The organism is Amycolatopsis keratiniphila (assembly GCF_000400635.2).
GTDB lineage: Bacteria > Actinomycetota > Actinomycetes > Mycobacteriales > Pseudonocardiaceae > Amycolatopsis > Amycolatopsis keratiniphila.
On sequence record NC_021252.1, the window covers coordinates 7690323 to 7708967 of the forward strand.

The 18645-nt window shown below is 70.1% G+C and carries 21 protein-coding genes and 1 pseudogene; 13 read left to right on the forward strand and 9 right to left on the reverse strand.

The features are described 5' to 3' along the window. Positions 1-22 precede the first annotated feature (22 nt). The 6 genes from AORI_RS75405 (at position 23) to AORI_RS75430 (ending at position 4498) form a co-directional block, all read left to right on the forward strand. Complete coding sequence (locus AORI_RS75405) at positions 23-679, forward strand: lipid droplet-associated protein (protein WP_016337158.1); 657 nt, start codon at positions 23-25, stop codon at positions 677-679. Beyond that, positions 676-1938 carry an exodeoxyribonuclease VII large subunit gene (gene xseA / locus AORI_RS75410; RefSeq protein ID WP_016337159.1) on the forward strand — a complete coding sequence of 421 codons (1263 nt, stop codon included), beginning with the start codon at positions 676-678 and terminating at the stop codon, positions 1936-1938. The genes AORI_RS75405 and xseA overlap by 4 nt, the downstream gene beginning before the upstream one ends. Beyond that, on the forward strand, positions 1935-2336 hold the full coding sequence (locus AORI_RS75415) for a hypothetical protein (protein ID WP_016337160.1): 402 nt from the start codon (positions 1935-1937) through the stop codon (positions 2334-2336). The genes xseA and AORI_RS75415 overlap by 4 nt, the downstream gene beginning before the upstream one ends. Then, entirely contained in the window at positions 2333-2554 is a 222-nt protein-coding gene (locus AORI_RS75420; protein ID WP_016337161.1) for an exodeoxyribonuclease VII small subunit, read from the forward strand. Before AORI_RS75415 ends, AORI_RS75420 begins: the two co-directional genes overlap by 4 nt. An 84-nt stretch (positions 2555-2638) precedes the next feature. After that, positions 2639-3709, forward strand: a complete 1071-nt coding sequence (gene glpX, locus AORI_RS75425; RefSeq protein ID WP_043848377.1) for a class II fructose-bisphosphatase — start codon at positions 2639-2641, stop codon at positions 3707-3709. Between the two features lie 9 nt (positions 3710-3718). Then, a complete protein-coding gene (locus tag AORI_RS75430) occupies positions 3719-4498 on the forward strand; it encodes a S1 family peptidase (RefSeq protein WP_016337163.1) in 780 nt (259 codons plus the stop codon). Between the two features lie 63 nt (positions 4499-4561). Here AORI_RS75430 and AORI_RS75435 read toward each other — a convergent pair whose 3' ends face one another. Next, a complete protein-coding gene (locus AORI_RS75435) occupies positions 4562-5551 on the reverse strand; it encodes an NAD(P)/FAD-dependent oxidoreductase (protein ID WP_016337164.1) in 990 nt (329 codons plus the stop codon). Positions 5552-5664: 113 nt separating this feature from the next. Here AORI_RS75435 and AORI_RS75440 point away from each other — a divergent pair, with 113 nt between their 5' ends. Next, positions 5665-7062, forward strand: a complete 1398-nt coding sequence (locus AORI_RS75440) for a class II fumarate hydratase (RefSeq protein ID WP_016337165.1) — start codon at positions 5665-5667, stop codon at positions 7060-7062. Here the strand turns inward: AORI_RS75440 and AORI_RS75445 are convergent. Beyond that, positions 7059-7640, reverse strand: coding sequence for a TetR/AcrR family transcriptional regulator (locus AORI_RS75445; protein WP_043848378.1), 582 nt, complete (start codon positions 7638-7640; stop codon positions 7059-7061). The genes AORI_RS75440 and AORI_RS75445 overlap by 4 nt on opposite strands. A gap of 43 nt (positions 7641-7683) precedes the next feature. Between AORI_RS75445 and AORI_RS84810 the strand changes: the two genes are divergently transcribed. After that, on the forward strand, positions 7684-8139 hold the full coding sequence (locus AORI_RS84810) for an SRPBCC family protein (RefSeq protein WP_360960219.1): 456 nt from the start codon (positions 7684-7686) through the stop codon (positions 8137-8139). On the opposite strand, the pseudogene AORI_RS75450 reads toward AORI_RS84810, so the two are convergent. Continuing rightward, positions 8137-9057, reverse strand: a pseudogene (locus AORI_RS75450) (DMT family transporter); the annotation flags it as partial. The gene AORI_RS84810 and the pseudogene AORI_RS75450 overlap by 3 nt on opposite strands. A gap of 417 nt (positions 9058-9474) precedes the next feature. Between AORI_RS75450 and AORI_RS75455 the strand changes: the two are divergent. Beyond that, a complete protein-coding gene (locus AORI_RS75455; RefSeq protein WP_016337168.1) occupies positions 9475-10317 on the forward strand; it encodes a helix-turn-helix transcriptional regulator in 843 nt (280 codons plus the stop codon). A 37-nt stretch (positions 10318-10354) separates the two neighbouring features. Next, positions 10355-11866, forward strand: coding sequence for an ATP-dependent DNA ligase (locus AORI_RS75460; RefSeq protein ID WP_016337169.1), 1512 nt, complete (start codon positions 10355-10357; stop codon positions 11864-11866). 297 nt (positions 11867-12163) lie between these two features. Here the strand turns inward: AORI_RS75460 and AORI_RS75465 are convergent, their stop codons facing one another. The 3 genes from AORI_RS75465 to AORI_RS75475 all read right to left on the reverse strand — a co-directional run bounded on the left by AORI_RS75465 (position 12164) and on the right by AORI_RS75475 (position 13869). Further along, on the reverse strand, positions 12164-12541 hold the full coding sequence (locus tag AORI_RS75465; protein ID WP_016337170.1) for a hypothetical protein: 378 nt from the start codon (positions 12539-12541) through the stop codon (positions 12164-12166). Beyond that, positions 12538-12879, reverse strand: coding sequence for a hypothetical protein (locus tag AORI_RS75470; RefSeq protein WP_016337171.1), 342 nt, complete (start codon positions 12877-12879; stop codon positions 12538-12540). The genes AORI_RS75465 and AORI_RS75470 overlap by 4 nt, the downstream gene beginning before the upstream one ends. Positions 12880-13059: 180 nt before the next feature. Next, a complete protein-coding gene (locus AORI_RS75475) occupies positions 13060-13869 on the reverse strand; it encodes an NBR1-Ig-like domain-containing protein (protein ID WP_016337172.1) in 810 nt (269 codons plus the stop codon). Positions 13870-13986: 117 nt separating this feature from the next. Here AORI_RS75475 and AORI_RS75480 point away from each other — a divergent pair, with 117 nt between their 5' ends. Further along, complete coding sequence (locus tag AORI_RS75480) at positions 13987-14688, forward strand: Pr6Pr family membrane protein (RefSeq protein WP_043848380.1); 702 nt, start codon at positions 13987-13989, stop codon at positions 14686-14688. Here the strand turns inward: AORI_RS75480 and AORI_RS75485 are convergent. Further along, positions 14632-15861: an NADH:flavin oxidoreductase/NADH oxidase family protein gene (locus AORI_RS75485; protein WP_016337174.1), complete on the reverse strand. Its 1230-nt coding sequence runs from the start codon at positions 15859-15861 to the stop codon at positions 14632-14634. The genes AORI_RS75480 and AORI_RS75485 overlap by 57 nt on opposite strands. A gap of 73 nt (positions 15862-15934) precedes the next feature. Next, on the reverse strand, positions 15935-16309 hold the full coding sequence (locus tag AORI_RS75490) for a YybH family protein (protein ID WP_043848381.1): 375 nt from the start codon (positions 16307-16309) through the stop codon (positions 15935-15937). On the opposite strand from AORI_RS75490, the gene AORI_RS75495 reads away from it, so the two are divergent. Next, the gene (locus tag AORI_RS75495; RefSeq protein ID WP_016337176.1) at positions 16301-16705 is read left to right on the forward strand and encodes a winged helix-turn-helix transcriptional regulator; all 405 of its coding nucleotides are present in this window, start codon (positions 16301-16303) and stop codon (positions 16703-16705) included. The genes AORI_RS75490 and AORI_RS75495 overlap by 9 nt on opposite strands. Here the strand turns inward: AORI_RS75495 and AORI_RS75500 are convergent. Beyond that, a complete protein-coding gene (locus AORI_RS75500) occupies positions 16691-17161 on the reverse strand; it encodes a DUF309 domain-containing protein (RefSeq protein WP_016337177.1) in 471 nt (156 codons plus the stop codon). The genes AORI_RS75495 and AORI_RS75500 overlap by 15 nt on opposite strands. 35 nt (positions 17162-17196) lie before the next feature. Here AORI_RS75500 and guaB1 point away from each other — a divergent pair, with 35 nt between their 5' ends. Then, the gene (guaB1, locus tag AORI_RS75505; protein WP_016337178.1) at positions 17197-18636 is read left to right on the forward strand and encodes a GMP reductase; all 1440 of its coding nucleotides are present in this window, start codon (positions 17197-17199) and stop codon (positions 18634-18636) included. The last annotated feature ends 9 nt before the right edge of the window (positions 18637-18645 follow it).

An 18645-nucleotide genomic window follows, 5' to 3' on the forward strand; every position in this document is an offset into this window, starting at 1 on the left:
CCGAATACGGCAGGCTAGACGCATGAAGCCTCTCCCGCTCCCCCTCCGGGTCGCCGCGGGCCTCGCCGTCACCACCGCCGAGCGGGTTCGCGAACTTCCCAAGCAGCTCACCGGACTCCCCGTCACGGTGGTCAGCCAGGTGCTCCAGTTCTCCATGCGCGTCCAGCAGCACGTCACCGAGCTCGCGATCAAGGGCGACGACGCGCTGTCGGGCCTTCGCCCGGTCGAGGACACGCCCAGCTGGGCGACCTTCGACGAAGATCTCCCGCCGGACCTGGGCGAACGGCGGTACGAGCGCGACTCGTGCGTCGTCCCGCTGCGGGAAGACGCCGAGGTTCCCGAGCCGCGTGCGGAGACCAACGGCCACCTACGCGACCTCGAAGCGCTCACCGAGGACCCGTGGGCCGAGGAGGAGCGCGCGCTCGCCGAGGAGCACCCCGACGGGGAGTTCGACAGCGCGAGCACGCCCGTCACCTCCGGTCCGGCCGGGCTCGACGACTACGACACGCTCACGTTGCCGCAGCTGCGCGCCCGGCTGCGCCGGTTCGACCTCGCGCAACTGGAAGAGCTGCTGACCTACGAGAAGGCGAACGCCGACAGGGCGTCGTTCGTCGGCATGCTCGCGCGGCGGATCGGGAACGTGAAGAAGGCCGACGGCGACGGCGCGGAAGGCCAGTGAGCGCCGAACCCACTTCCGCGGCGGGCCCGTCCACCACCGCCGAAAACCCGTGGCCGGTCCGCACGGTCGCCCGCAAGGTCGGCGAATGGATCAACCGCCTCGGCGCGGTCTGGGTCGAGGGCCAGGTCACGCAGATCTCGGCCCGCCAGGGCACCAACACCGCGTTCCTGACCCTGCGCGACCCGTCCGCGGACGTCTCGATGTCGGTGACCTGCCCGATGGGCCTGCTGCGCACGATCGAACCGCCGCTGCGCGAAGGCGCGAGCGTCGTGGTGCACGCGAAGCCGACGTTCTTCATGAACCGCGGTTCGCTGAGCCTGCGCGCCAACGAGATCCGCGCGGTGGGCATCGGCGAGCTGCTCGCGCGGATCGAGCGGCTGCGACGGCTGCTGGCCGCCGAGGGCCTGTTCGCGCCGGAGCGCAAACGCAAGATCCCGTTCCTGCCCAAGGGAATCGGGCTGATCACCGGTCGCGCGTCCGCCGCCGAACGCGACGTCCTGGTGAACGCGCAGGCCCGCTGGCCGCATGTCGCGTTCAAGGTGATCAACACCGCCGTGCAGGGTTCGCTGGCCGTCCCGCAGATCCTCCAGGCACTGTCCAAATTGGACCGTGATCCGGATGTCGACGTCATCGTGATCGCCCGCGGCGGCGGCAGCGTGGAAGACCTGCTGCCGTTCTCCGACGAAGCGCTGTGCCGCGCCGTGTCCGCGGCCGGGACCCCGGTGGTCAGCGCCATCGGGCACGAGCCCGACACCCCGCTGCTCGACCATGTCGCCGACCTCCGCTGCTCGACGCCGACCGACGCCAGCAAACGGATCGTGCCCGACGTGCGCGAGGAGACCCAGCGCGTCCGCCAGATGCGCGATCGCGGCCGCCGCGCCCTGCACGGCTGGGTGGACACGCAGGTCAGGCTGCTGAACCAGATGCGCAGCCGCCCCGTCCTGGCCGACCCGCTCGGCCCGATCCAGCGGCGCTCGGACGACGTCGAGATCCACCGCGAACGCGGACGGCGCGCCATGCTCACGCTGCTCGCCAAAGACCAGGCCGAGATCGCCAGCGCCCGGGCGCGGCTGACCGCGCTCGGCCCGGCGGCGACCCTCGAACGCGGCTACGCCGTGGTGCAGTACACCGATTCCGAAGGCAACCTCCAGGTACTCCGGTCCGTCTCCGAGGTCGTGGACGGCGCGAAACTCCGCGTCCGCGTGGTCGACGGCGCGCTCGGCGCCGTCGTCTCGGGAGAGCCGGAGGAGGGGCGTTGACGGCGAGTTTCCTGCCTTTGACCATCGACGCCGCGAGACGGGCCGACGCCCCCGAGGTACTGCGCAACGCGCTGCTGACCGACCGCGCGGCCGCCGAGTGCTGGACCGTGCTGCTGGCGGGATGTGAGTTCTCCACCAAACGCGGTCTCGACGCCCAGCTGCGCAAACTCTCCGAAGCGACGGCGGAGCACGTCGGCACCCGATGGTGGTTCGCGGACGGTTCCGTACACCGCAAACGGGTGGCGCGCGCCCAGGAGAACCTCGTCGCCGCGATCGCGGAGGGTGACGGCCAGGAGTTCGCTCTCGCCTTCGTGGGTTACGACAACGCCATGGCCGGCGCGGTAGTGTGCGCGGGTATCGGCAAGCACCGACGTCCGGTAGAAGGAAGCACAGCGTGAGCGAGACCGCCGAACTCGGCTACGAACAGGCCCGCGACAAGCTGGTCGAGGTCGTCCGCGAGCTCGAAGCGGGCGGGCTGTCCCTGGAGCAGTCGCTGGCCCTGTGGGAGAAGGGCGAGCAGCTGGCGAAGGTCTGCGAGCACCACCTCGATGGCGCGCGCGAGCGGATCGAGGCGGCGCTTTCGTCCGTCGAGGACGAGACCGGCGACGGTCAGTGACGTTCACCATGCTCCTGTGCCACCGAACCACCGTGGGTATCTGAGAGACTGGGACCCCGCCGAGTTCCTGACCCGGGAGGCCGCATGCCCACCCCCACCTCGTCCGCCAGCTCTTCTCGACGTCCTGAAGCCCCCGACCGCAACCTCGCGATGGAACTGGTCCGCGTGACCGAAGCCGCCGCGATGGCCGCGGGCCGCTGGGTGGGCCGCGGGGACAAGATCGGCGGGGACGGTGCCGCGGTGGACGCGATGCGCCAGCTGGTCTCGACCGTGTCGATGCGCGGTGTCGTCGTCATCGGCGAGGGTGAGAAGGACGAAGCCCCGATGCTGTTCAACGGGGAAGAGGTCGGCAACGGCGACGGGCCGGACTGCGACGTCGCGGTCGACCCGGTCGACGGGACGACCCTGATGGCCAAGGGCATGCCGAACGCGCTGGCCGTGCTCGCGGTCGCCGAACGCGGCGCCATGTTCGACCCGTCCGCGGTGTTCTACATGGAGAAGCTCGCCGTCGGCCCGGACGCCGCGGGCAAGGTCGACCTGGCCGCCCCGATCGCGGAGAACATCCGCCGGGTCGCGAAGGCCAAGAACTCCAGCGTCTCCGACGTCACCGTGTGCATCCTCGACCGGCCGCGCCACGAGCAGCTGATCAAGGAGGTCCGCGAGGCGGGCGCCCGGATCCGGTTCATCTCCGACGGTGACGTCGCGGGCGCGATCGCCGCGGCCCGGCCGAGCACCGGCGTCGACATGCTGCTCGGCATCGGAGGCACCCCCGAAGGCATCATCGCGGCCTGCGCGATGAAGTGCCTCGGCGGTGAACTGCAGGGCCGCCTGTGGCCGAAGGACGACGCGGAGCGCGAGAAGGCGCTGGCCGCGGGCCACGACCTCGACCGCGTGCTCGGCAACGACGACCTCGTCCGCGGCGACAACGTGTTCTTCTGCGCCACCGGCGTCACCGACGGCGACCTGCTGCGCGGCGTGCACTACCGCGCGGGCGGCGCCACGACCCAGTCGATCGTGATGCGGTCCAAGTCCGGCACGGTCCGGATGATCGACGGCTACCACCGGCTGACCAAGCTCCGCTCGTACTCGTCCGTCAACTTCGACGGCCACCTCGACGAGACCCTGGAAGACGACGTCGTTCCCCCGCTCCCGTAAGGAGAAACCGTGCTCAAGCGCGTGCTCGTGGTCCTGCTCGCGGCGATGCTCCTCACGCCGGCCGGGCAGGCCTCGGGCGCGGGCGACCTCGTCGGCGGCAGAGAGGCCGACGAGCCGTATCCGTTCATCGTTTCGCTGCATTCGGCCTCCGGCAAGGCTTTCTGCGCCGGGACGCTGATCGCGGCGGACTGGCTCGTGACGGCGGGGCACTGCGTCGAGGGCAAGAACCCGGCGAATCTGGGCGCGCGGATCGGCAGCAACGACAACACCCAAGGCGGCGAAATCGCGAAGCCCGCCGAGATCGTCGTGAACCCGTCCTACAACCCCGAACCCGAGCACGCGGGCGGCGATCTCGCGCTGGTGCGGCTGGCCGCCCCGGTGAAGGCGGCGCCGATCACGATCGGCGCCGTCGTGGCACCCGGGACGCCGACGCGGTTGCTCGGCTGGGGCCAGACGTGCCCGACTTCGGGCTGTGGCAAGGGGCCCGCGAAGCTGCAGCAACTGGACACGAAGATCGTCGAAGGCACGCGGTGCACCGCGAAGTTCGACGGAGCGGTCGAGTTGTGCACCGACAACCCCGGCGGGAACACCGGTTCGTGCTACGGCGATTCCGGTGGGCCGGAGATCGCCAAGGTCGACGAGAAATGGGTGCTGCTGGGCACGATCAGCCGGCCGGGCAACGCGGATCCGGTGTGCGCGACCTCGCCGTCGATCGCGACTTCGGTGGTCGCTTACGCGCAGTGGATCGCGGAAAAGATCACGCCGCCTACGCCCGCTCCGCCCGCCTGAGAGATGCAATGAACGGGACGTTCCTTGCAAATTTCGCAAGGAACGTCCCGTTCATTGCACGCGCTACTCGGCGTTGCTCGAGTGACCGGGGAACAGATGCGCCTCCGGATCCAGCATGACCGCGATGTTGTTCACCGCCGTCGCCGCTTCCCCGAACCCGGTCGCGATCAGCTTCACCTTCCCCGGATACGCCGCGACGTCGCCCGCCGCGTAGACCCGCTCCCGCGGGGTCGCCATCGTCGAGTCGACCGCGATCGCGCGGTGATCGATCTGGAGTCCCCAGCTTTCGATCGGCCCGAGATCCGCGGTGAACCCGAGCGCGGCGACCACCGTGTCGGCGCGCAGCACCTCGGGCTCGGCACCCTTGACCTGGATCTCGACCTCGGCCAGCGCGCCGTCGCGATCGAGGAACCGGGTGACCTCGGCGTCGGTGACGATCCGCACGCCGAGTTCCCGCGCCTGCCGCACGATCGACTCGGCCGCGCGGAACTTCGCGCGCCGGTGCACGAGGGTGACGCTCGCGGCGACCGGATGCAGCGCGAGCACCCAGTCGAACGCCGAATCCCCGCCGCCGACGACGACCACGTGCTGCCCTTCGTGCGCCTTCAACGACGGCACGAAATGGACCATGCCGCGGCCGAGCCAGCCGTCGCCCGCCGGCAGCGGTCTCGGCGTGAACTCGCCGATCCCGGCGGTGATCAGCACCGCACCGGCCCGCAGGACCTGCCCGCCGTCGAGGGTGATGATGACGCCGCCTTCGACGCTTTCGAGTTTCTCGGCCTTGCGACCGAGCAGGTACACGGGCTTGAACGGCGCCGCCTGGTCGAGGAGACCGCGCACCAGGTCCCGGCCGCGGACTTCGGCGAACCCGCCGACGTCGTAGATCATCTTTTCCGGGTACATCGCGGTGACCTGGCCGCCCGCTTCCGGCAGTGAATCCACGACGGCCATCGAAAGGCCGCGGAATCCCGCGTAGTAGGCGGCGAAAAGACCTGTCGGACCGGCCCCGATGATGACGAGGTCGTACGACGTTTCCCCAGCGGACTCGCTCATTCGGCACTCTCCCGGCCGGTGGTGGGCGGCGTGATCGAGAACACATTCGATCCTAGCCCTCGCGTGCCGAAAGACACGGAGCGCGCCGGGAGACCCTGCGCGAGACTTGGGATATGGCTGAACAGGAATACCGGATCGAACACGACACCATGGGCGAGGTGCGCGTCCCCGTCGGCGCCCTCTACCGCGCGCAGACGCAGCGCGCCGTCGAGAACTTCCCGATCTCCGGCCGGGGCCTGGAGCGCGCCCAGATCCGCGCGCTCGGCCTGCTGAAGGCCGCCGCGGCGCGGGTCAACGCGCGGCTCGGCGTGCTGGACGCCGAGGTCGCCGAGGCCATCGCGAAGGCCGCGGACGAGGTCGCCGAGGGCAAGCACGACGCGCACTTCCCGATCGACGTGTTCCAGACCGGTTCCGGGACCTCGTCGAACATGAACGCCAACGAGGTCATCGCGACGCTCGCGTCGAAGGCGCTCGGCCGCGACGTGCACCCGAACGACCACGTCAACGCCTCGCAGTCCTCCAACGACACCTTCCCGACGACGATCCACGTCGCCGCGACGGAAGCAGTGCTCTCCGATGTGATCCCCGCTCTGGAGTACCTGGCCGCCGCCATCGAGACGCGCGCGGGCGAATGGGCGGACATCGTGAAGTCCGGCCGCACACACCTGATGGACGCCGTGCCGATCACCTTCGGCCAGGAGGCAGGCGCGTGGGCGTCGCAGGTCCGGTTCGGGGTCGAACGGCTGAAGTCGGGCCTGCCGCGGCTCGGCGAACTGCCGATCGGCGGGACCGCGGTCGGCTCCGGGTTGAACGCGCCCGAGGGCTTCGGCGCGGCGGTCTCGCAGGAGCTGGCTTCGGTGACCGGTCTTCCGCTGACCGAGGCGCGGGACCACTTCGAGGCGCAGGCGACGCAGGACAGCGTCGTCGAGACGTCCGGGCATCTGCGCACGGTCGCGGTGTCGCTGAACAAGATCGCGAACGACCTGCGCTGGCTGGGATCCGGCCCGCGCACCGGGCTCGCCGAACTGGCGCTGCCGGATCTCCAGCCGGGTTCGTCGATCATGCCGGGCAAGGTGAACCCGGTGATCCCCGAGGCGACGCTGCAGGTGGTCGCCCAGGTGATCGGGAACGACGCGGCGGTGGCCTTCGCCGGCGCGGCGGGCAACTTCCAGCTCAACGTGAACCTGCCGGTGATCGCGCGCAACGTGCTCGAATCGGCGCGGCTGCTCGCCGCGGTCTCGCGGCTGCTGGCGGACAAGGTGTTCGCGGGCGTGACGGTGAACGCCGACCGCGCGCGCGAGTACGCCGAGGGCTCGCCGTCGATCGTGACGCCGCTCAACAAATACATCGGCTACGAAGAGGCCGCCGCCATCGCGAAGCAGGCGCTCAAGGAGCTGAAGACGATCCGCGAGGTCGTGATCGAACGCGGTCACGTCGCGAACGGCAAGCTCACCGAAGCGCAGCTGGACGAGGCTCTCGACGTCCTCCGCATGGCCCGCGGAGGACGCTAAGCGTCGAGAGCGACCACAGCCGCGTGAAGCGGTGAGGCGAGCGAAGCCGCCAGCCCACCCGAAGGCGGTGTCTCGGTGAACAGGTGCAGCCAGGTCAGCACCGGTCCGAGCAGGATCGCGTGCACGAGAGCCGGATCGGGCCGTCGTGAGAGTTCCCCTCTCGCGACGGCCCGATCCAGCATCTGGACCAGATAACCGCGTTCGCGGCCGAGGAAGACCTCACCGAACCGGGCCTCCAGCGCCGGATCCGCACGCACGTCGGCGAGCAGCGAAGGCAACGCCTGCCGCAGTTCCGCACCGTCCAAAGAGGACTGGATCACTTCGAGGACCGCCGCCACGTCGCCCCGCAGCGAGCCCGTGTCCGACGGCGGTTCGAGCTCGACCGGATGGATCACCGCGGCGAACACGACCTCCGCCTTCGACCGCCATCGCCGGTACACCGCGGCCTTGCCGACGCCCGCGCGCGCCGCGACCGCGTCGATCGTGCAGCGCTGATAACCGGTTTCGGTCAGCAGCGCCCGCACGGCCACGCGGACCGCGTCGTCGATTCCTTCTTCCCTCGGCCTGCCTCTCGACATTACCGCAGTTTACGAGACTGACAGTTCCGTATATCGTCCGGGTATGACCTGGACGAGAACCTCCCGCGAAATCCTTCCCTGCCCGCCGTCTGCGCTCTGGCCCTCGCTGGCCGACTTCGGCCGTTGGCCCGACTGGGACCCCGACCTCAGCTCCGCCGAACTGCACGGCCCTGCCGAGGCGGGGACGACCGGTTTCCTCGTACCGACCGGTTTTCGCGGCCGCGTGCATTCACGAGTCGCCGAGCCGTTCACGATCACGTCCCTGGTGCAGGACCGCGAGATCGCCCTTCGCCAGCCGATTCCCCTCGGCGCCATGGATCTCGTGTTCCGGCTGACCGCGGTCGGCGGCGGGACGGAGTTCGTCCAGGAGATCACCCTCGGCGGGCCGATGCGCGCGGTCATGGTCGCGGTCATCGCCGGCGACGTCGTGAAGCATTTCGACGTCAAGTGCGCCAGGCTCGTCGAGCTCGCGGCGGCGCAGGCCGATCACGACGCCTGAGGACACCAGCGCCACCCCGATCACTTGCGAGAAGCGGAAATCCTGCATTCCCAGCAGGAGTGACACGGCGAGCCCGGAGACCGGCATCAGGCCGACCAGCACCCCGGCCCGGTCCGCGCCCAGCGCGGAAACCGCCGAGTACCAAAGAAGAAACGCGATCGCGGTGACGACGACCGTCAGGTAGCCGAGCGCGATCAGTTCACGCCCGTCCGGCCAGGCCCAGGCGCCGGACGGGTCGGCGATCGTCCCGACGACCGCGCCACCGGCGCCCGCGGCGAAACACCCCCAGGTGGCGGTCGCCAACGGCCCGAGCCTTTCGAGCACGCCGACGGCGAGCAGCGTGAAGAGCGCTTCGCACACCATGGCCAGCGCGGCGAGTACCAGCCCTTGCCAGCGCGCCGCGCCGCCCCCGGAGAGCACGGCGATCCCGAGCCCGGCGAGCACCGCCCCGGTCACCGGCGCCCACGACGGCCGGTTGCCCTTCGCCAGCGGGCCGGCGAGCGCGAGCACGAGCGGCGTGCCGCCGAGGAAGGCGGCGACGAGGCCGGGCTCGGCGTAGCGCTGTGCGAACAGCAAGCACGCCTGGAACCCGATCATTCCGGTCGCCGCGAGGGCGATCAGCGACGGCAGGTCGCGCGCGCCCGGCAACGGCAACGGGCGCCCGCTCAGCCGGGCCCACGCCAGCAGGAGCACTCCCGCCAGCGCGTACCGCAGCGCCTGCCCGGTGATCACGGGGTAGCCGTCGAGCATTCCCGTCACCGGCACGGACGCGCCGACGATCAGCACCCCCAGTACGCCGATCGTCACGCCTCTTCTTTCGTTGTCCATACCCTTCACGATGGCGGCCCTTTGGCCCGAATCGAAGAGCCAAATCCTGCGTTCCGTACCGGACCATAAGTGCGGTCGAGCGCAGCACATGGTCTCGCCCCGCCCACAACCGTCCACAAAGGACGCCAACTCGCCAACCGTGTCCAATTTGGGCGTTTTGAGCGAGGGTCGTGAGCGGCAATGATCGTTCTAACCCTCTTTGCCACTCACGACCCCCCGCGAGAACCGGACATAATGCCGCCAAACGGACGCACGATCGACGTGCGTTGTCCCTTGTGGACACTGTGCGCCGGGGTAGCCCGCATCGCGAAGCCGGCGCCACGTTTGACTTACCCCAGCGAGCTCAGCCGCCGCGACCTGGTCACGAAAGCCACTTTCGGGACATCAGACGTCGCGCAAGTGGCTTTCGTGACACGCGTCGGCCACCCGCGGCGGTGCCGGTCACGACCCAGCCTGGGTCTGTCAGGACCAGGCACCGGCCCCAGGAGATCCGGGATACTTGTCGACATGACCGAGACGGCCGGACTGGGCGAATTCCTCAAGGCACGCAGGGCCGCGCTGGATCCGGCGGACCTCGGCCTGCCGACGGGGTTCAACCAGCGGCGGGTCGCCGGGCTGCGGCGCGAGGAGCTGGCACAGCTGGCCGGGATCAGCGTCGACTACTACACGCGGCTGGAACAGGGCCGGGCGCGCAACGTGTCCGACTCGGTCCTCGATTCGCTGAGCCGGGCGCTGCGACTGCATCGCGACGAGGCCACCTACCTGCGCAATCTGGCCGCACCGAAACGCAAACGCGTCGCACGGCCGAAGACCCAGCGGATCCGGCCGGAATTCCAGATGATGCTGGACGCCCTCCACTCCCCGGCGCTCGTCCTCGGCCGCTACGGGGACGTGCTCACCTGGAATGCCCTGGGTGGCTCGCTCTCCTTCGATCTGGCCTCGCGGCCGGCGGGGGAACGCAACATCCCGAAGATGTTCTTCCTCGACGACCACGCCCGCGAGCTGCATCCCGAGTGGGAAACCGTGGCGAAGGAGATCGTCGCGAACCTGCGCTCGGAAAGCGGGAGGTATCCGGACGACCCGTACCTCGCCCAGCTCGTCGGCGAGCTCTCCCTCGGCAGCGAAGTCTTCCGGAAGCTGTGGGCGAAGCAGACCGTGCGCGAGAAGGCGCACGCGTGGAAGGTGATGATCAACCCGATCGTGGGAGAGCTCCGGCTGCGCTACGAGACGCTGCGGCTGCCCGACGATCCGGACCAGGCCCTGGTGATCTACACCGCCGAGCCCGGCTCCGACAGTGAACGCGCGCTCCGCCTGCTCGCCAGCTGGGTCGCCGATCCCGCGCACGTTTGAACGCGAAACTGTCGGTGCCCGGGTCCATGATGGATCCATGTTGCTCTCCGCGGTGGTGACCGCGTCGGCCGAGCTGGCCGCCACGAGGTCCAGGAAGGCGAAGATCGCCACCCTGGCCGCGGTGCTGCGTGCCGCGGACGAGCTGGAGCTGCCCGCGGTCATCGGGTTCCTCACCGGGCAGCCGACGCAGGGCCGCATCGGCACCGGCTGGCGGACACTGGCCGCACTGGACGCGGCCCCGGCGGCCGAGCCGTCGTTGACCGTCGCCGAGGTCGACACGGCCTTCGACACGGTGGGGGCGGCGTCGGGTTCGGGGTCGGTGAAGCTGCGCGCGGAGACACTGCGGGCCTTGCTCACCAAGATGACCAAGGAGGAGCAGGAATTCCTGTTCCGGCTGCTCACCGGCGAGCTCCGGCAGGGCGCACTCGAAGGGATCATGGTGGACGCCATCGCGGCGGCGTCCGAGATCCCGGCCGAGGACGTGCGGCGGGCGTTCATGCTGTCCGGGCAGCTCCCGGTGACGGGCCTGGCCGCGATGACGGGCGGCCGCGAGCGGCTGGCGGAGTTCAAGCTGGCGCTGGGCACGCCGATCCGGCCGATGCTGGCCTCCCCGGCGGAGTCGCTCGACGAGGCGATCGCCGAACACGCCGAGATGCTGGTCGAGTACAAGATGGACGGCGCGCGGATCCAGGTCCACCGCGAAGGCGACGAGGTGCACATCTACACGCGCACGCTGCGGGAGATCACCGGCAGCGTCGGCGAGCTGGTGGATCTGGTGCGTTCCCTGCCCTGCACGTCGGTGGTGCTCGACGGCGAGACCCTGGCCCTGACCGACGACGGCAGGCCGAGGCCGTTCCAGGAGACGATGAGCCGGTTCGGCAGCAGCCGCGAGGAGCAGGTCAAGGCGCTGTTGCTGCGGCCGTACTTCTTCGACTGCCTGCACCTCGACGGCGTCGACCTGCTGGACGCGCCGCTCTCCGAACGGAACGCGGCCCTGCACCGGGTCGCGGGCGAGCACGTCATCCCGGGTGAGCTCAGGCCCGCCTCGGCCGACGGGGTGCTGGAAGCGGCGATGGCCGCCGGGCACGAAGGCGTGATGGTCAAGGACCTCGCTTCGCCGTACGCGGCGGGCCGCCGTGGCCGCGCGTGGCTCAAGGTGAAACCGGTGCACACGATCGACCTGATCGTGCTCGCCGCGGAATGGGGGCACGGCAGGCGCACCGGCACGCTGTCGAATCTGCACCTCGGCGCCCGCGACCCCGACGGCGGCCCGCCGATCATGGTCGGCAAGACGTTCAAGGGTATGACCGACGAGCTGCTGGCCTGGCAGACGAAGACGTTCCAGGAGATCGAGACCCACCGCACGGACTGGGCGGTCCACGTGCGGCCGGAGCTCGTCGTCGAGATCGAACTCGACGGAGCCCAGGTGAGCACGAGGTACCCGGGCGGGCTGGCGCTGCGCTTCGCGCGGGTCGTGCGCTACCGGCCGGACAAGGAGGCCGCGGACGCCGACACCATCGACACCGTGCGCGGCCTCCTGAAGCCCTGACCCCTCCCGCATTTCGTCCTCTGAATGCGGTCCTTGCGCGTGCAAGAACCGCATCCAGAGGACTAGGCCGTGTCCTGTAAGTCTGTTCGACGGGCTTCGCGCCCAGGTGGTTCCTGGCCGTGCAGGCGATGGCTGCTCGGCGCGCTGGTTGTTGACGATGTGGGAATCGGGACATTGAGTGTCCCGATTCCCACATCGTCGATGGCCGCTCGGGTGCCGGAGCTTGATCAACGGAGGATTGGGGACACTCGACGTCCCAAATCCTCCCCGCTCGCCGCATCCAGAGGACGAAATGCGTCAGTAGCAGCGGTCCGAAGTGATCTTGTAGGTGTAGTTGTTCGAGAGGTTGGAGGTCACCTCGAAGCGGATCTTGTGATACACCGGCGGCTCCCCGAGCACGCCGTGCTTGACGGTGCGCTCCTTGCCCGGCGCGATGGCCCCGCTCCAGAGCCCCTTGTCGAAGACGTCGTCGATGATCTGGACGAGCATCCCCCGGTAGTCGTGGTTGTGCACGGTGATGTCGATGCTCTGCCCCGCGCTCACCTCGACGACCTTCGTCTTCCCGCCCATCAGCGGTCCGCCCTCACAGACCTTCGACGCCGCCGAAGCGGACGGTGCCATCAGCAGGGTGCCGGCCAGCGCGACCGGGACGACGGCGAACAGCTTCTTCTTCATCGGTTCCCCACAACGGTCTTGACGACATTGGACTGGACGGCCAGGTCGAGGCCGATTTTCATGTTCCCCCCGCAATAGGCCTTCTCACCGTTCTTGAAATGCACCGTCAGATCCCCGGCGCATTCGAACACCTTGACGTCCCAAGTGCGCGTGCCCGGCTTGAGGCAGATCGCGTCCTTCCCGGCCCGGCGCATCCAGCCGTGATAGCCGGATTCGCAGGTGATGATCGGATCACTGCCCGATGCGGGCGCCGGAGCCGCCTGTGCGGCGGTGACCGGCAGGAGCGCCACGGTGAGCGCGGCCCCGGCCAGTGCGGCGACCTTGACGTACGGACGCATGGATTCCCTTTCCGCAAATAATGTGAGAGTGTTTCGGAAAATCCCCGTCCGGAATTCCCGGACGCCGATGACGTTATGGGCGCCGGAAGCTGCCGCGGAAGCGATTCACGGCCGCGAAATGGCCATGGCCGAAGAAACAATGTCCTCGCAGGTCAGCGCTTTGGCCATCGGCCCGGAAGGTCAAATGACGCGGACCGAGAAGAACACGGCGCGGGCGTTCGGCAGCAGGATGTGGCCCTGTTCGTCGGCCATCTTCCAGTACACCTGGCAATGCCCGGGACGGTCCGGCGCCCGCACCTCGACGGAGACGCGCACCCGTTCGCCGGGCGCGGTCTGCGGGACGGGGACGCGTTCGGGCGTGGCGCATTCGCCCGGATTCCCGAACGATCCGGCGCGGACCAGATAGCGCCCGATCCATCCGACCGTTCCCGCGTTGCGGAACTCCCAGGTCTTCACGAAGACCGATCCGGCCGCGACCTCGCTGCCGTCGGGCACGGTCACATCGGCGACGAATTCCGACGCGTCACCGGCCGGCGCGGCGGGCTCGGAACCGAACGGGACGGCGAAGACGAGCACGAGCGCCGCGACGAGCACGAATGCCACGGCTCCGGCGAGGACGAACGCCGTCCGGCGAGACTTCACGGCGACCGGTTCCGGCCCGGCGGTCAGCGCGTCCCGCGCGCGTTCCCATTCGCCGCGCCATTCGTGGCGGACCTCGTCCTCGTCGCCGCCGAGCACCCCGACGGCCAGCACGCGAACGAACTCCCAGGACGTTTCCCAGCTGGGCAGCCGCTCTCCGCGGGCCGCGGCCGAAAGCGCCGATTTCGACGCCAGCGCGCCGTACTCGTCACGCATCCGGTCGTAGGAAGGGTCACCGGCGGCCCGTTTCAGCTCCCACAGCCGCCGCGCGATCTCCGCGACGGGTCCGCTGTCCTCCGCCGGACCCCGCGCGACCCGGCCGCGGCGTCCGGGCCTCCGCTCGACGTCCATCGGTTCCCACGATATGACCCGATGGGCGGGAAGACCCGGCGGCGTCCCGCCCCCGATCGAGTGGCGGCGTGCGGTGGTGACGGGACGTCCTCACCCGATCACCCATAAAGTGGGCGAATGCAGGCTTCCAAGATCGCGCGTGCCTGGTTCGGCCTGACGGCACTGGTGGTGATCGCCGGTCTCGCCGCGCAGATCCCGGTCTCCGCGGGCACCACCGGCGGCACCTTCCACACCCCGGCCGGCCGGGTGGCCAACCTGCTCGCGTTCTTCACCATCGACTCGAACATCCTGGTCGGCGTCGGCAGCCTGCTGCTCGCGCTCGGCGTCGCGGGCCGGTCGACGTTGTTCGGCGTGCTGCGGCTCACCGGGCTCGTCGGCATCACCGTGACCGGCGTCGTCTTCCAGGTCGCGCTCGCCGATCTCTACGAACTGCACGGCTGGGCGGTGTTCGCCGACACGATGCTGCACAAGGTGTCGCCGTTGATGTGCGTCGCGGGCTGGCTGCTGTTCGGGCCGCGCGGCCAGCTGTCGTGGCGGGTCCTGTGGTGGTCGCTGCTGTACCCGCTCGCCTGGCTCGCCGTCACGCTGGTGCGCGGCGCGATCATCGGGTTCTACCCGTACCCGTTCGTCGACCCGGGCATCAACAGCTACGGCGGTGTCGCGTTCAACTGCGTGCTGATCGGTGTGCTGTTCATCGGTCTCGCGGCGGCCGCGGTCGGCTTCGACCGCACGTTCAGCCGCCGGGATGAACCCGACGACTATCTAGCCCCGGACCCGGCGGAAAGCGTTGAGCGGATCCGCGACGCCGGCACGTACTAGCGTCCGCACCGCCCCGAGCCGCCGGTCCACCGGTTTCCCGGCGGCCACCCGGTGCATCTGCTGGGTGTGCCACTGGATCTCGAGCAGACTGTCGGCCAGCCGGATGCCGGTCTTCGGCGCCGTGCGCTGGGCACGGACCTCCTCGCCACCGAGCAGCCGCCCGGGCAGCGCCGGGTCGACGATCAGCGGCCTGCCGAGGCCGATGACGTCCAGCGCCCCGGAACGCAGCGCCTCCGCCATGCCCTCCGGACTGGTGAAGCCGCCGGTGACCATCAGCGCGACATCGGTGACCTGCCGCGCCTTCGCGGCGTAGTCGAGGAAGTATGCCTCGCGGCTGAGGGTGCTCGCCTTGGCCGAGCCCATCATGGCGGCCTTCTCGTAAGTCCCTCCGGAGACCTCCAGCAGGTCGATGCCCGCCTCGCCCAGCTCGCGGACGACTTCGAGCGAGTCCTCCTCGCTGAAACCGCCGCGCTGGAAGTCCGCGCTGTTGAGCTTGACCGCGATCGGCACGGCGTCGCCGACCTCGGCGCGCACCCGGGCGACGACTTCGAGCAGGAAGCGGCGCCGCCGGAGCGCGTCGCCACCCCAGCCGTCGGTGCGCTGGTTGGTCAGCGGCGAAAGGAACTGTGACACGAGGTAGCCGTGCGCGCCGTGGATCTGGACACCGGCGAACCCGGCGTCGACGACGGTCCGCGCGGCCACCCCGAACCGATCGATGATCGCCTCGATCTCGCCGACGGTGAGCGCGCGCGGCGTCGCGAAGACCGAGCGGATGCCGCGGTCGCCGAACGGCACCGCCGACGGCGCGACCGGCCGGCGGGAGAGGAAGCGCGGGCTCTGTCTGCCCGGATGGTTGAGCTGGGCCCACAACCGGGACTCGGTCCCGTCGACCGACCGCGCCCACGGCTTGAACTCGGTCGCGTCCGGTTCACGGGGCACCGCGACGTTGCGCGGTTCGCCCAGCGCGGTCGGATCGACCATGACGTTGCCGGTGATCAGGGTCCCGGCGCCGCCGCGGGACCACGTCCGGTACAGCTCGGCCAGTTCGGCGGTCGGCCGGTTGCGGCGGTCGCCGAGCTGTTCGCTGAGCGCGGCCTTGGCCAGCCGGTTCGGCAGGGTCGCGCCGCATCGCAGTTTCAGCGGCTCGGCCAGCAGTTCCTTGGGCTCGCTCATCGCGCTCTCTCCCGCCGTTACCTACCGAGCAGTATCCCTACTCGAAGTAACATACTCGCGGTATGTCGAGTACTCAAGGCGTGGCGATGCCGAAGGGGTTGTCGATCACGTAGCGCCAGAACCCGTCTTCGCCACGCCTCACAACGTCGGTCGCTGTCGCGGCGAGGTGTCCTTCGATGGTCCAGTCGACGATCAGCAGCGCCAGGTCACCGGCGATGTGCACCTGGCGCGGCGTCACCTCGATCGGCTGCCCGAGCGCCAGGATCCCGCCGTTCGCGGCCCGGCGGTCCGCGCCGGTCACCCGCACGCCGTCCCGGCGGACGAACACGGCGTCCGGTTCGTAGACCGTGTCGAGGATTTCGGCGGATCCGGTGTTGAAGGCGGCCTGGAAGACGAAGGGATGTCCGGCCGGGTCGGTGGTCAAAGGCACACTGGGGGAATGCGTCATGCGGACAGCGAAACCGACCGCGAAGCAGGTCACCAAACGGAAACCTTCGACGGCGAACTCGTCCCGGACGCCCGCGGCCGCACGCGGCGACCGGAGCCGGACTGCCCCGTCGAGGTCGCGCTCGCCGCGATCTCGGGCCGCTGGACCACGCTGGTGCTTCGAGAACTGATGGGCGGGGCACGGTCCTTCAGCGACCTACGCGCGGCGTTGCCCGGCCTGTCGGCGAAGGTGCTGACAGAACGCCTCGGCGACCTGACCGCGCGACGCCTCGCCGTCCGCGAAGAGCTGCCAGGCTTCCCGAGCCGGACCAGCTACCGGCTCACTCCCGCGGGACAGGAGCTGCGGCCGCTGCTGATCGAGCTGTACCGCTCAGGTTCGGCCCTACTGGCCCAGTAGCCGAGGCGCGATCGGTTTCACCCGAGCCCGCACCTTCACCTCGTCGGCCATCGCCCGCGCCCACGCCTGCAACCCCGGGATGTCGATCCCGTGCGGCCCGGCCTCGCGGAACGGCTCGATGTTGTCCGCGCCACGCTCCAGCAGCGAAGCCGCGCCGTTGCCGTTCCCCCTGGCCGCGTGGGTCAGGCCCACGGCGAGCTGCGCGAGGCCGCGCCACAGCTCCCGCTCCGGGCCGTCGGTGGACTTCCACGCGTCCTCGAACACCTCGTGCGCATGGAACGGGCGGCCCGCGTCGAGCAGGCGCTGCGCCTCGGAAATGGTGTCCTCCGGGCTGCGTTCGATGCCCTCGGGCTGCCGCTCGACACCGTCGGCGCCGTACGGGAGCGGCCTGCCGAGACCGTCCCGCGGGCGCGCGTTGCGGGCTCGTCCGGCTTCGTCACGGTCCCGGTCCGTCATGCCGTCATTGTCCCACGCGGGTATCCTGGGGCCTCGTGCGCTTTCTCGACGGGCATAGGCCCGCTCACGACCTGACCTACGACGACGTGTTCCTTTTGCCGAACCGGTCGGACGTGGAGTCCCGTTTCGACGTCGACCTGTCCACTGTGGACGGCACCGGCGCGACGATCCCGATCGTGGTCGCCAACATGACCGCCGTCGCGGGCCGCCGGATGGCCGAAACGGTCGCCAGGCGCGGCGGGCTCGTCGTCCTGCCGCAGGACGTCGACGTGGCCGCGGTCGCCGACATCGTCACCTGGGTCAAGAGCCGTCACACCGTGTGGGACACCCCGCTCGTGCTGACCGGCGGCGACGCGGTGGCCGACGCGCTGAACCTGGTCGGCAAACGTGCCCACGGCGCCGTCGTCGTGGTGGACGAGGACGGCAAGCCCGTCGGCGTCGTGGACGAAGCGGGCTGCGCCGGTGTAGACCGCTTCGCGCGGCTCGCCGACGTCGCGGAGCCCGCGGTCGTCACGGTCCCGCTGGACACTCCGCCCCGCGAGGTGTTCGAGCGGCTGCACGACCACGGCGGCCGCCTCGCGCTCGGCATCGACGAGAACGGCAGGCTCGCGGGCGTCCTGACCGAGATCGCCGCCCTGCGCGCCGAGATCTACACCCCGGCCGTCGACGACGGCGGCAACCTGCGCGTCGCCGCCGCGATCGGCGTGAACGGCGACGTCGCGGCGAAGGCCGAGGCCGTCCTCGCGGCGGGCGTCGACGTGCTGGTGGTCGACACCGCGCACGGCCACCAGGAGAAGATGATCTCCGCACTCAAAGCCGTCCGATCGGTGAACCCGCAGGTCCCGGTGGTCGCCGGGAACGTGGTCACCGCGGAGGGCACACGCGACCTGATCCACGCCGGTGCGGACGTCGTCAAGGTCGGCGTCGGCCCCGGCGCCATGTGCACGACCCGGATGATGACCGGAGTCGGACGCCCGCAGTTCTCCGCCGTCGCCGAATGCGCTGCCGCGGCGCGTGAACTGGGCAAACACGTCTGGGCGGACGGCGGCGTGCGGCATCCGCGCGACGTCGCGCTCGCGCTGGCCGCCGGCGCGTCGGCGGCGATGGTCGGCTCGTGGTTCGCCGGCACCCACGAATCCCCGGGCGACCTGCGCTACGACGAGCAGGGCAAGCCGTACAAGGAGTCGTTCGGCATGGCGTCCAAGCGCGCCGTCGGCGCCCGCACGCGCACGGACAACGTCTTCGAGCGCGCCAAGAAGGGCCTGTTCGAAGAGGGCATCTCGGCGTCGCGGATGGCCTTGGACCCGGCACGTCCCGGCGTCGAGGACCTGCTCGACTCCATCGGCTCCGGTGTCCGTTCGGCCTGCACGTACGCGGGTGCCCGGACGCTGGAGGAGTTCCACGAGCGCGCGCTGCTCGGGATCCAGTCCGCCGCCGGTTTCGCGGAAGGACGTCCGCTGCCGTCGGGCTGGTGATTCAGCGCA

Excerpts from the sequence above, each read along its gene's own strand:
- AORI_RS84810 (WP_360960219.1), top strand. The coding sequence starts at position 7,684 with ATGACCTGGACGAGAACCTCCCGCGAAATCCTTCCCTGCCCGCCGTCT.
- AORI_RS75460 (WP_016337169.1), top strand. The coding sequence starts at position 10,355 with ATGTTGCTCTCCGCGGTGGTGACCGCGTCGGCCGAGCTGGCCGCCACG.
- AORI_RS75475 (WP_016337172.1), bottom strand. The coding sequence starts at position 13,869 with ATGGACGTCGAGCGGAGGCCCGGACGCCGCGGCCGGGTCGCGCGGGGT.
- AORI_RS75495 (WP_016337176.1), top strand. The coding sequence starts at position 16,301 with ATGCGTCATGCGGACAGCGAAACCGACCGCGAAGCAGGTCACCAAACG.
- AORI_RS75490 (WP_043848381.1), bottom strand. The coding sequence starts at position 16,309 with ATGACGCATTCCCCCAGTGTGCCTTTGACCACCGACCCGGCCGGACAT.
- glpX (WP_043848377.1), top strand. The coding sequence starts at position 2,639 with ATGCCCACCCCCACCTCGTCCGCCAGCTCTTCTCGACGTCCTGAAGCC.
- AORI_RS75455 (WP_016337168.1), top strand. The coding sequence starts at position 9,475 with ATGACCGAGACGGCCGGACTGGGCGAATTCCTCAAGGCACGCAGGGCC.
- AORI_RS75405 (WP_016337158.1), top strand. The coding sequence starts at position 23 with ATGAAGCCTCTCCCGCTCCCCCTCCGGGTCGCCGCGGGCCTCGCCGTC.
- AORI_RS75480 (WP_043848380.1), top strand. The coding sequence starts at position 13,987 with ATGCAGGCTTCCAAGATCGCGCGTGCCTGGTTCGGCCTGACGGCACTG.
- AORI_RS75500 (WP_016337177.1), bottom strand. The coding sequence starts at position 17,161 with ATGACGGACCGGGACCGTGACGAAGCCGGACGAGCCCGCAACGCGCGC.
- AORI_RS75470 (WP_016337171.1), bottom strand. The coding sequence starts at position 12,879 with ATGCGTCCGTACGTCAAGGTCGCCGCACTGGCCGGGGCCGCGCTCACC.
- AORI_RS75485 (WP_016337174.1), bottom strand. The coding sequence starts at position 15,861 with ATGAGCGAGCCCAAGGAACTGCTGGCCGAGCCGCTGAAACTGCGATGC.
- AORI_RS75445 (WP_043848378.1), bottom strand. The coding sequence starts at position 7,640 with ATGTCGAGAGGCAGGCCGAGGGAAGAAGGAATCGACGACGCGGTCCGC.
- AORI_RS75440 (WP_016337165.1), top strand. The coding sequence starts at position 5,665 with ATGGCTGAACAGGAATACCGGATCGAACACGACACCATGGGCGAGGTG.
- AORI_RS75435 (WP_016337164.1), bottom strand. The coding sequence starts at position 5,551 with ATGAGCGAGTCCGCTGGGGAAACGTCGTACGACCTCGTCATCATCGGG.
- AORI_RS75465 (WP_016337170.1), bottom strand. The coding sequence starts at position 12,541 with ATGAAGAAGAAGCTGTTCGCCGTCGTCCCGGTCGCGCTGGCCGGCACC.